Below are 10,972 nucleotides of genomic sequence, written 5' to 3' on the forward strand. Positions count from 1 at the left end.
CAATAATAGCAGTATTATGATTCTTAAAAATGTAAAATAGTACAAATATGCTAGGTGTTTTGCCAAAAAGTCAAGGTTTTCGACTCAGGAGAGGTGTCTTATCCACGTACAATCTCTCCTGAGCCCTTTTTCTCATTGTTTTGCTTGATATGTGATATTGTACCAACTTATGTATTTTTGTACATTGTTATATATAGGCTCTCTTAATGTGAATTCTACGATAATCTCGTAAATGTCTGCGTCTTTGTATTACGAAAAGCTCGTAAAACCTTAAAATATAGCTTGATTTATGTTTTTTAACGTAGAATATTTTGTGCTTATACGAAAAGTTCGTAGATTTGCAGCGTGATTTAGAAACAAGAATGTTGAATTTAAAAGAATAATGATAGAAATATGGAAAAGCTGACGAATCAGGAAGAAGATATTATGCTTCGGATATGGCGATTGGGACGATGTGCCGTGAAACAGATTATGGAACTGTTGCCAGAACCTCGTCCACCTTATACTACAGTGGCTTCTATTGTGAACAATCTGAAGCGCAAGGAATATGTCAAGGCGGAGCGGGATGGTAAGGGGTATGTCTATTCTCCACTCATTGCCGAGAGCGATTACAAGCGGAAGTTCCTGTCGGGTTTCGTGAACAATTACTTCAAGAATTCCTTCAAGGAAATGGTTTCCTTCTTTGCCAAGGACGAGAAAATCAGTCCCGAGGACCTCAAGGATATCATCCGTGAAATTGAGAGTTCGGAAGAATAAATAACTGTAATTGAAAGCTTCTGCCCTTTCAGGGCGTGTGGAGCTAATATGCGAAAGTTCAATAACTAATTTATATAAAAAACTGAAACTGTATGGCAATATATCTTATAAAAATCAATGTAGCCCTGATGCTCCTTTATGGCTTTTATCGCCTCACGGTGAGCCGCGATACTTTCTTCGGTCTTCGCCGCCTTACCCTCTGGCTCATCTATGCCGTTGCCCTGATGGTTCCGGCACTCAGTCTGGAATATTGGGTGCGCGATACACCAACGATGGCGAGTATGGCGAATGTATATGCCGACACGTTTTATCCCGTGGTGGTTGTAAAGGCTCAGGCTCCCAGCATAACCTGGATAGATATGCTGCTGGGCATCTATTGGGCAGGAGTTGCCGTTCTCTCATTGCGTTTGGTATGGCAGCTCTTCAGTATCATCCGCCTTGCAGCTATTTCCCGGAAGCAGGAGGTGGAAGGCATTACGGTACATTTTCTCAGAGGCGAGGGGAGTCCGTTCTCCTTCTTCCGCTGGGTGTTTATGTATCCATCTACCCTGGAGGGCAAGCAGTTGCACGAAGTGATGGTTCATGAGTGCACCCATGTTTCGGGTCTCCATTCCCTGGATACCCTCTTCTCCGAGCTTTTCTCCATCGCCTGCTGGTTTAATCCGTTTGCCTGGCTGATGAAGCAGGAAGTAAGAATGAATTTGGAATATTTAGCCGATGAAAGTGTATTAGCTGATGGCAACGCGCGCAAATCCTATCAGTATCACCTTCTAGGTTTGGCATATCGACAGCCGAATGAATCGACCAAGATTGCCAATAATTTTAATTTATTACCTCTTAAAAAAAGAATTAAAATGATGAACAAACGTAGAACCAGTGAAATAGGCAAGGCGAAGTACCTCCTTTTCGCACCTTTAGCAGGAGCGTTGCTTATGGTGAGCAACATCGAGAGTGTGGCTCGTGAGATTGGCGAGCAGTTTCCGGAAGTAGCCGAGGTTCAGCAGAAGGCTGAGCAGGCTCTGAATGCTGATGTGGCTGTGGCGAATCCGACGGCTGAAGAAGCAAAAGCTGCCGCAGAAGCCAAAAAGGCAGAAGAAGCTAAGGCTGCTGAATTGGCAAAGTTGGAAGCTGAACTGAAGGCGGAAGCAAAGGCTTCTGATGCGACAGCCCCAGCCGATACAACCAAGAATGTGGTTTATGATGTAACAGAGACAATGCCGCAATTTCCTGGTGGTCAGGAAATGATGATGAAGTATCTGGCTGCAAACATCAAGTATCCGGCTTCCGCCGTCAAGGCCAAAAAGCAGGGCCGTGTGATTGTAACCTTTGTCATTCAGAAGGATGGTAGCGTTACCAAAGCCCGAATTGCAAGATCTGTAGATCCGGAACTGGATGCCGAAGCTTTGAGAATCGTGAAGGCGATGCCTAACTGGACTCCTGGTACACAGGATGGCAAACCGGTAAACGTAAAATATATCATCCCTGTTAATTTCTCTCTTCAGAAAGATGTAACCCCAGGGAAGAAAGAAGAAAAATAGAATATCAATTTCTGGTTATAAAAAGAGCATAAATCTCAACTCAATAAAAAAGAGCATAAATCTCATCTCATCAATAGAGTATGAATTCTCTATTGGCATGTAGAATGAAAAGGGCGGTTTTCTTGCGTGATGCAAGGAGCCGCCTTCTGCATTTTTTCACGATTTTGAGGGTTATGCCAAATGTCATAGCCCAAATATCAAAAGAATAGGTTGGATATGAGGGGAAATCACTACTTTTGCAGCAGAATTTTTAAACAAGCTAATAACAAGATTACAATGAATAGCGTATTAGAAGGTCGTCCTGCCTTGAAAAAGGAGGTCGAGAAGATTGCAGAAGTTGCCGGATACCTCTGGCAGAATGGTTGGGCTGAGCGTAATGGTGGTAACATCACCGTGAACATCACCGACTTAGTAGATGACGAGATCAAGGCTTTGCCTGCCATCAGCGAAGTAAAGCAGATTGGTACAGCATTGCCAGCCTTGAAGGGTTGCTACTTCTTCTGCAAGGGTACAGGCAAACGTATGCGCGACTTGGCTCGCTGGCCTATGGAGAACGGTTCTATCATCCGAATCCTCGACGATTGCGCCAGCTATGTCATCATCGCTGATAACGCCGTGATGCCTACATCAGAGTTGCCAAGCCACCTGAGCGTTCATGCCCGTCTCATCGAAAAGGGTTCCAACTACAAAGCTACCGTTCATACTCATCCTATTGAGCTCATTGCCATGAGCCACAACAAGAAGTTCATGGGCAAGGATGTATTGAGCAACCTGCTCTGGAGTATGATTCCAGAGACCAAGGCGTTCTGTCCACTCGGTCTGGGTATCGTTCCTTATCAGTTGCCAGGCAGTCTGAAGCTGGCTGAGGAAACCTTGAAGGAGCTGGAAGACTATGATGTAGTGATGTGGGAGAAGCACGGCGTCTTTGCCAAGGGCTTGGATGTAATGGATGCCTTCGACCAGATTGACGTGCTCTCTAAGAGTGCGAAGATTTACATCGATTCCAAGTGCATGGGATTCGAGCCTGATGGTATGAGCCAGGAAGAAATGGCTGAGATGACCAAGGCTTTCAATTTGCCAAGATAAGGCATAGGTTATGAATAGTTGATATAGTGTTGTTAGTAATATTTTGATATAATAGGTTTACTAGATATACATTTTATAGGTAATAGGTTTAGGTTTTAGTGTTATTAGGTAAAAGTTTTTGGGTTTAGTGAAACAAAGCCCTCGAACATCGTGAGATGCTCGAGGGCTTTTTCTGTTTCTAAGCTAACTAAAATCTTTATATCAATCCATGTGGAAAAGTTCTTCCAGCGGGATGCTGACAGGCGAATTATCAGGATTCACCTCCATGATGTCTGCCATCATATCCCACCATTTCTGGGTGATAGGATCCACGTTGGTTGTGTCCTGGCTGTTGGTATCGCTGTCGCATTTCTGAACGGCAAAGAGCAGGTTGGTGTCCTTGTCCCAGAAGATACTGTAGTCGCTTACTCCCTGATCCTTGATCATCTGTTTCAGCTCAGGCCAGATCGCAGCATGGCGCTTGGCATATTCCTTTTCGCATCCCTTCTTGAGATACATCTTAAATGCAAATCTTTTCATATCACTTAAAACTTTGAACTTTGAACTTTGAACATTGAACATTGAACTTTATGATTAGTTCTATGTTTTAAATCAACTGTGGCAGGAAGCTTGAGATAATCAAGACGATGATGCCGACGATTAATACGGTGATGGTCTTTGATGAGCATCCCTTCCATTCCTTCAGGATGATGCCCCATACATTTGAGAACACCACGTTGAGTGCCATCAGGATGCAGAAAGACAGAGTCATAAGGGTAGGGGATTCGGTGAGGAAACCTTTTCCTAATGACAAACCGAAGAACTGACTGTACCACAAGGCACCAGCCAGGGCACAATACAGGATGTTGTTGCCCCAAACCTCCTCGTTCTTATAGTCGCTCCAAGTATGATTCTTGGTGTTCTGATAGAAACAGTAGATGGCATTGGTAATGAAACCACCCACGGTAACGAGGAAGGTAGCAGGCAGGGTCTTGAACATATCAGGGGTGAAGGTGCCGAAGTGGATATCATCGCCGAAGGCGAGACCCACATTGAAGCATCCGCTCATGAAACCAGCCAGCAGGGCGATGGCAAGACCCTTAGGGAAGTTGAAATCCTTTACCGCAGCCTTCTTCTCCTCTTCAGAGAGCGATGCCGCCTTCATGCTGCCAGCCACACCGATGATGGCGATACCGAGCAGGGTGACTACCACACCGAGGATGACGCTGAAGGTGAGCGATGAGAGGGCATCCAGTTCCGGAAAGAAGATGTTGAGCAGCACCGGACCCATGATGGTTCCGAGACCTGCACAGGTTCCCAGGGCGATGCTCTGACCCAGTGCCACGCCTAGGTAGCGCATGGAGAGACCGAAGGTGAGTCCGCCTACGCCCCAGAGTACACCGAAGAGCATGCTCATAGCCACATTGAAGCCGAATCCGTCGAATAATTCAAAGAAGGAATGTCCGCTAGGTACAGCGAGCATAGCGCCGAAAAAAGGCAAAATAAGCCATGCGAACACACCCTGAACTATCCAGTATGATTCCCAACTCCAATCTTTGATCTTGTTGATAGGAACATAACAGCTGGACTGGCAGAATGCACCGATGGCTATGATGAAAAGTCCTATAAATATTTCCATAATTGTTAATTGCTTGGTTTTTAGGTATAAACAGACCGAAAAGCTCCTAGGCTGCTATGAGCCTAGGAGTTTTTGCTTATATATTAGTTTCTCTTTGCGAGAACTTCTGCCTCGTACTTCTCAATGTCAGCGATGTACTCCTCGCCAACAGGGATATTGTTCTTCAGGTTGAAGTAATCATATACAGCACCGAATGGCAATGTCTTCTCTTCCTCGAGGAGAGCCAGACGCTGGAAGAGCTTGCCCTCGTCCTCGTACTTGCGGAGGGTATCCAGTGGCTCAAGGAATGCCTGCAACAATGACTTCTGGGCTGCACGTACACCGATGATGTAAGCACCGATACGGTTGATGGAACCGTCGAAGTAGTCGAGACCGATATGAGCACGGTCGAGTGCGTTGGCACGAACCAACTCTGAGAAGAGGTTGCGGGTATTGTCGTCGAAGAGGGTTACGTGGTCTGAATCCCAGTGCATTGGGCGAGATACGTGGAGCATCAACTCTGGAACGAAGAGCAGGAGTGCTGAAACGGCATCCGATACGTTCTCTGTTGGCTCATAGTGACCTGTATCCAGGGTATACATCACGTTGTTCTTAGCGCAGTAGCCAGCGTAGAAGTCGTGAGAACCTACGGTGTAAGCCTCCAAGCCGATACCGAAGAGCTTAGCCTCCAGGCAAGACTTCATATTTGGCAACTCCTCTGCCAGGATCTCATCGAGAGAGTTCTTCAGGATTTCGCGATAGCGACCCTTCTCTACGGTGATATCCTTGGAACCGTCGTGTACCCAGATGTTCATGATACATGGGGCGTTCTGGAACTTACCCATAGCGTCTGCGATACGGCGGCAACGCTTGGTGTGCTCAATCCAGAACTCGCGGATAGCTGGGTCAGGATTTGACAATGTGAGATTTCCGCTCAATGGGTGAGAGAAAGAAGTAGAGTTGAAGTCGAGCTTCATGTTCTGCTCCTTAGCCCACTGCATCCAACCTGTAAACTGATCTACGGTTACCTCGTTGCGGTCGATCTGCTTGCCACCGAACTCACCGTAAATTTCGTGGAGGTTGAGGCGGAAAGTACCAGCCAGGAGAGAGTTCACCTTCTCGATATCCTGTCGGAGTTCATCGATGTTGCGAGCCTTGCCAGGGTAGTTTCCTGTACTCTGGATACCGCCAGAAGCAGCCTCGCCACGCTCGAAGCCAACCACGTCGTCAGCCTGCCAGCAGTGCAGAGAGATAGGAGTCTTCTCCAAAGTCTCAATAGCCTTGTCTGTATCTACACCCAGAGCAGCATAGCGCTCCTTAGCAATCTCATAATTCTTTAAAATCAAATCTGCTTTCATTGTTTTTGTGTATTTTATTGTTATTGTTTATTTTTTTTATGCTTTTATTTTTTTACCCTTTTACCTTTAAAAACTTTTCGTATGCCTCATCCCAAGCCTCCTTGTTCTTTGGCTCGAATTTCTTGAGCTCCAGCGAGTTGGCGATGATTTGGCGCATCTCCCAGATATCCTTGACCAAGCCTGATGCCTTTGCCTGAAGCATGATGTTGCCGATGGCTGTACCTTCCTGAGGACCCGCGAGAACGGTGACACCGCAGCTGTCGGCTGTAAACTGGTTGAGATATTGGTTGAGCGAACCGCCACCGATGATGTGGAGCACGTTGAGGTCGAAGTCGGCAAAATCCTTCAGCCAGGTGAAAATCTGACGATAACGGAGTGCGAGACTCTCGAAGATGCAACGGCAGAATTCGCCATAGTTCTGAGGAACGTGCTGACCTGTCTTTTCGCAATACTGCTTGATAGCTTCTACCATGCTCGATGGGTTGGCAAAGCAGGCATCGTCCGGGTTGATGATGCTCTGGAAGGCAGGCTGCTTCATCGCTTCGGCAATCAGCTCAGCATGTCCTAGACTCTTCATATCCTTCTGGTTGGCAGCAGCTTCGTCCTTCCATTCCTTGCGGCAGCGCTCGTAAATCCACATGCCGCATATGTTCTTCAGGAATCGGGTAGTACCCTCGATGCCGCCTTCGTTGGTGAAGTTGAGTTCATAACTCTTCTCGTTGATGATGGCGTTTTTGGTCTCGATACCCATCAGACTCCAGGTACCAGAGCTCAGGTAGGCAAACTCCTCGTTCTTGGCTGGTACGGCTGCTACGGCGCTGGCTGTATCGTGACCCGCTACGGCGATGACTGGAACGGCATTCAAGCCCGTCATCTTCTGCACCTCTTCGGTGAGTGTGCCGATGATGGAAGCAGGGTTGGTCATCTTGCCAAACTGCTCTCTCTTCAGTCCGAGACTCTCTACGAGTTCGTTGTCGAGATCGCCTGTCATTGGGTTGAGAATCTGGGAAGTTGAAGCCACGGTATATTCGCAGATGGCGTTACCGGTAAGCATATAGCTCAGGGCATCAGGGATAAAGAGAATCTTGTCGGCATTCTCCAAAGCCACGTTTCCAGCCTTTCTCATGGCGTATATCTGGAAGAGCGAATTGAAGTTCATGAATTGGATTCCCGTCTTCTCGTACACCTTTTCCTTGCTGATTTTCTCGTCGAAATATTTCTCCATCACGCCGAAGGTATGAGGGTCGCGGTAGGCGAGAGGATTGCGGAGAATGTCCCCGTTTTTATCTACATATACGAAGTCGCATCCCCAGGTATCGATACCGATGCTTTCGATGTGGATACCGCGCTGCGCCACGAGTTTCAGACCTGCGATGATCTCATAGAAGAGAGCAAAGATATCCCAGTAGAAGTGATTGCCGGTTTCGATGAGTCGGTTGTCGAAGCGTGTCAGTTCTTCCAAATCGAATTTGCCATCTGATAAGCTTCCCAGGATGGTTCTGCCACTGGTAGCACCCAGATCTACAGCAAAGAAGTATTTCTTCTGTTCCATTTTTTAGAGTGTATTTTAAGTTATTGTTATTTGCTATTGTTTTTTGTTTACGATTGCAAAGATAGGGGGAATATGCAAGATGGAACAAGAGAAAATGATATTAGAGCCTAGTTTTTTGGCGGAGGGTCAAGAATCTCTATGAAATATCAAAAATTTAAGTTTTTTCTTCATCGGAGTTTTTTCTTCATCAGATTATGCGGAGTTAACGGAACAATCTTGCTCCCGGATTACGCACGAATTTAAACGGAATGCAGTTAAGGTTCCGTTAACCCTGCGTAATCCGATGAATAAAAGCTCTTTTATCGGGTTGTATTTCTGAAATCAGACGGTTTCATGCCAGTCTGGCTCTTGAATTTAGCCGAGAAATAATCTGGTGATTCGAAATTGAGGCGATAGGCAATCTCCTTGATGCTCTCATCGGTGGTAGAAAGCAGCTCCTTGGCTCTCTGCAGTTTCAGTGTCTGCTGGTAGAGTGCTGGAGCGAAGCCGGTATGCTCCTTGAAGAGCTTGCGGAACGAAGAGTAGCTGATGCCTAGTTCCTGGGCTATCTCCTGGATGGTGAGTGTATCCTCAAGAGATTCACGGATGCGCAGGCGCGCCCTGTTGATGATATCCACATGCTTGGAGTCCTTGCTCAGGATGATGTTTCTCTCCAGGGAATACATCTTTCCGATGAGATGGTTTACGATACCCGCCATTGTCTGCTGAGCGTATGCAGCCTCCTCCTGCGCCGTCTTGTAAGCCTCTTCATACAGGCTGATGATTTCGTTGCTGTAGCCCACGTGATAGATCGGCTTTTCAGGGGACAGGAATCCCGCCTTCACACGGTCGTCGATATTCTTTCCCTTGAATCCGATCCAATAGCTTTTCCATCCCTTGGTGCCTGATGGATGGTAGGTATGCCATTCACCGGGAAAGAGCAGGAAGATGTCTCCAGCCTTGATCTTTGTTTCCGGAAGATGGGCAGAGTGGAACACACCTTCTCCTTCCGGCTGGTAGAGAAGCTGGTATTCATCAAGGGTTCTTCCCTTCTGAATATCGAAGTAATATCCATCGGCATGTCCCTTGGTAGGATATTCTTCTCCCGGGGCGATTTCTTCCCGTCCCACGGTGCTGATGGTGAGACCCCATTCGGCGTCTCTTTCTGTTGCTAATAGGTATTTGCTGGTCTGCATAATGCTTTGTTTTGTTTCTGGGTTTTGCCTCCTGGCTCATCTTCTGGTGCTATTGCTTCCAGAGCCATTTAGCTTATTCATCGGCAAAATTACGCAAAAAAATCCACTATACCTTATTATATATGCAAAAAAGTATGTAACTTTGTGCTGAAATGTATAAAAAACAAAGATTTGGATAATAATAATGATACTTGAACGATTTTATTCTATGAAAAACAAGTCTGTTATCATCGAGGGACAGAAAGTTACCCAGGGTACAGTTACAGACTTTGATGGTAACTTCTCTCTCAAAGTGAAGCCAGGTGCCAAGTAAAAAAAACTCGTTGGTATTTGCCAACGAGTTTTTTTATTCTTACTTCTTTTTCTGCATCATCAGGCGTGATTTTTCCTTAGCCAAGGCTTGCATATCCACGGCAACATCGTCTTCATCTACGATTTCCACGCCCGTCATCGTTTCTATCACATCCTCCATGGAAACTACGCCGCGAAGGCATCCGTATTCATCTACGATAATGGAGATGTGCTCTCGCTTTTCCAGCATCTTTTCCCAGATCTGATATAGCGATTCATCCTCGTTGAAGGAAAGAATCGGGCGCATCAGCTCGGATAATCGGGTTTGGAATTCATCGTCTGAAACCGATTTGAGAACCACATCCTTCAGAACGTAGCCCACGATATAGTCCTTATTGTTATCATATATAGGAATGCGTGAGAAATTCCACTCCTTCTGTTCGTAAAACTCCTTGGTGGTTAGATGCATATTAGCAGATTCTACCACGATGGATGGTGTCATCACCTCTTTTGCCTTAACTCCTGCCAGACGGATGCAGCTCTTGATGATCTTGCTTTCCGATTCACGGAAGATGCCTTCTGTGGTTCCTACATCTACCATGGCAGAAACCTCTTCGCGGCTCATGGAAGCCTGGTGGCTCTTAGGCGTGAATACCTTTGTGATAAGTTCTGAGAGCAGTACCAGAGGGTAGGTGATGAAGATGAGTATCCGGATAATCTTGGTGGATGGCATTGCCAGCGAGCGCCAGTAAGAAGCACCGATGGTCTTCGGGATGATTTCTGAAAGCACCAGAATCAGCAAGGTGAGAATGGCGGAAATGATACCGAAGTATTCTTCGCCAAAGAGTTTGATAGACTCGGCACCCACGCCGGCAGAGCCGATGGTGTGGGCGATGGTGTTGAGCGAAAGAATGGCACCCACTGGGCGATCAACGTTGTTCTTATACTGTTTCATCAACGAGGCAGTCTTGCTGCCTTGATTCTCCTTCATCGAGATAAACGACATCGGAGTAGAAAGTAGCACCGCCTCCAGGACGGAGCATAAAAAGGATAGTGACAGAGCACCTAAAAAATATAATATGATTAAACCCATGTAATTTTTAATTCGTTAATAATATGTTATCTCAAGCAAGATAGGTATTATTTCCGAAGACTGCAGTTGAGGATGTAATGGGGTACATTACATCTGTTTTGATTCGATATGAGCGTATTGGTAAATATCATCACAATTATGTTCTATTTTTCTGCAAAGATATGGATAAAACTATGAATCTGATGTTATTTTGTTGAATATTAGTGTGTTTTAATATGTTTTTAGTAAATATTTGTAAAGGATGTTATTAGCTAGCAACTGATTCAGGCTATTTTAGCCAAGAATCTCCCTATAGGTCAGCAGAGCTGTGCTTATAGGGAGATTCTATATGATGGTGAAATATCTATGATTTCAGCTTTCTGATTTCCTCCAGGCTTAATCCTGTTAATTTTAGAATGGTAGCTTCATCGATATTCATAGCCAGCATCTTTCTGGCAATCTCAAGGCTTCGTTGGGACATGCCTTCAGCTATTCCTTCTTCCTTACCTTCAGCTCTACCTTTTTCCATACCTTCAGCTATTCCTTC

At 45.8% G+C, this 10,972-nt stretch carries 9 protein-coding genes and 1 pseudogene; 3 read left to right on the forward strand and 7 right to left on the reverse strand.

The features are described 5' to 3' along the window. The first annotated feature begins 393 nt into the window (after nt 1-393). From DXD25_RS06650 to rhaD, 3 genes are all read left to right on the forward strand, one after another. Complete coding sequence (locus DXD25_RS06650) at nt 394-756, forward strand: BlaI/MecI/CopY family transcriptional regulator (RefSeq protein ID WP_089544338.1); 363 nt, start codon at nt 394-396, stop codon at nt 754-756. Between the two features lie 92 nt (nt 757-848). Next, a complete protein-coding gene (locus DXD25_RS06655) occupies nt 849-2,294 on the forward strand; it encodes a M56 family metallopeptidase (protein ID WP_117662405.1) in 1,446 nt (481 codons plus the stop codon). A 276-nt stretch (nt 2,295-2,570) separates the two neighbouring features. Continuing rightward, nucleotides 2,571-3,380, forward strand: coding sequence for a rhamnulose-1-phosphate aldolase (rhaD, locus tag DXD25_RS06660; protein ID WP_117662407.1), 810 nt, complete (start codon nt 2,571-2,573; stop codon nt 3,378-3,380). A 201-nt stretch (nt 3,381-3,581) separates the two neighbouring features. Here the strand turns inward: rhaD and rhaM are convergent, their stop codons facing one another. The 7 genes and pseudogenes from rhaM to DXD25_RS06695 all read right to left on the reverse strand — a co-directional run. Then, the gene (rhaM, locus tag DXD25_RS06665; RefSeq protein ID WP_022110650.1) at nt 3,582-3,899 is read right to left on the reverse strand and encodes an L-rhamnose mutarotase; all 318 of its coding nucleotides are present in this window, start codon (nt 3,897-3,899) and stop codon (nt 3,582-3,584) included. A gap of 67 nt (nt 3,900-3,966) precedes the next feature. Next, nucleotides 3,967-4,998, reverse strand: a complete 1,032-nt coding sequence (locus DXD25_RS06670) for an L-rhamnose/proton symporter RhaT (protein ID WP_117662409.1) — start codon at nt 4,996-4,998, stop codon at nt 3,967-3,969. Between the two features lie 83 nt (nt 4,999-5,081). Continuing rightward, nucleotides 5,082-6,335: an L-rhamnose isomerase gene (locus DXD25_RS06675; protein WP_117662412.1), complete on the reverse strand. Its 1,254-nt coding sequence runs from the start codon at nt 6,333-6,335 to the stop codon at nt 5,082-5,084. Nucleotides 6,336-6,387: 52 nt separating this feature from the next. Next, a complete protein-coding gene (gene rhaB, locus DXD25_RS06680; RefSeq protein WP_117662414.1) occupies nt 6,388-7,887 on the reverse strand; it encodes a rhamnulokinase in 1,500 nt (499 codons plus the stop codon). A gap of 299 nt (nt 7,888-8,186) precedes the next feature. Next, the gene (locus tag DXD25_RS06685) at nt 8,187-9,062 is read right to left on the reverse strand and encodes an AraC family transcriptional regulator (RefSeq protein WP_117662417.1); all 876 of its coding nucleotides are present in this window, start codon (nt 9,060-9,062) and stop codon (nt 8,187-8,189) included. A 352-nt stretch (nt 9,063-9,414) separates the two neighbouring features. Beyond that, on the reverse strand, nt 9,415-10,446 hold the full coding sequence (locus DXD25_RS06690; RefSeq protein ID WP_117662419.1) for a CNNM domain-containing protein: 1,032 nt from the start codon (nt 10,444-10,446) through the stop codon (nt 9,415-9,417). A gap of 343 nt (nt 10,447-10,789) precedes the next feature. Continuing rightward, nucleotides 10,790-10,972, reverse strand: a pseudogene (locus tag DXD25_RS06695) (hypothetical protein); the annotation flags it as partial.

It is taken from the genome of Prevotella sp. TF12-30, from assembly GCF_003436715.1.
Lineage (GTDB): Bacteria > Bacteroidota > Bacteroidia > Bacteroidales > Bacteroidaceae > Prevotella > Prevotella copri_A.

Coding starts and splice junctions, on each gene's coding strand:
- DXD25_RS06675 (WP_117662412.1), bottom strand. CDS start 6,335: ATGAAAGCAGATTTGATTTTAAAGAATTATGAGATTGCTAAGGAGCGC.
- DXD25_RS06690 (WP_117662419.1), bottom strand. CDS start 10,446: ATGGGTTTAATCATATTATATTTTTTAGGTGCTCTGTCACTATCCTTT.
- rhaB (WP_117662414.1), bottom strand. CDS start 7,887: ATGGAACAGAAGAAATACTTCTTTGCTGTAGATCTGGGTGCTACCAGT.
- DXD25_RS06655 (WP_117662405.1), top strand. CDS start 849: ATGGCAATATATCTTATAAAAATCAATGTAGCCCTGATGCTCCTTTAT.
- rhaM (WP_022110650.1), bottom strand. CDS start 3,899: ATGAAAAGATTTGCATTTAAGATGTATCTCAAGAAGGGATGCGAAAAG.
- rhaD (WP_117662407.1), top strand. CDS start 2,571: ATGAATAGCGTATTAGAAGGTCGTCCTGCCTTGAAAAAGGAGGTCGAG.
- DXD25_RS06670 (WP_117662409.1), bottom strand. CDS start 4,998: ATGGAAATATTTATAGGACTTTTCATCATAGCCATCGGTGCATTCTGC.
- DXD25_RS06685 (WP_117662417.1), bottom strand. CDS start 9,062: ATGCAGACCAGCAAATACCTATTAGCAACAGAAAGAGACGCCGAATGG.
- DXD25_RS06650 (WP_089544338.1), top strand. CDS start 394: ATGGAAAAGCTGACGAATCAGGAAGAAGATATTATGCTTCGGATATGG.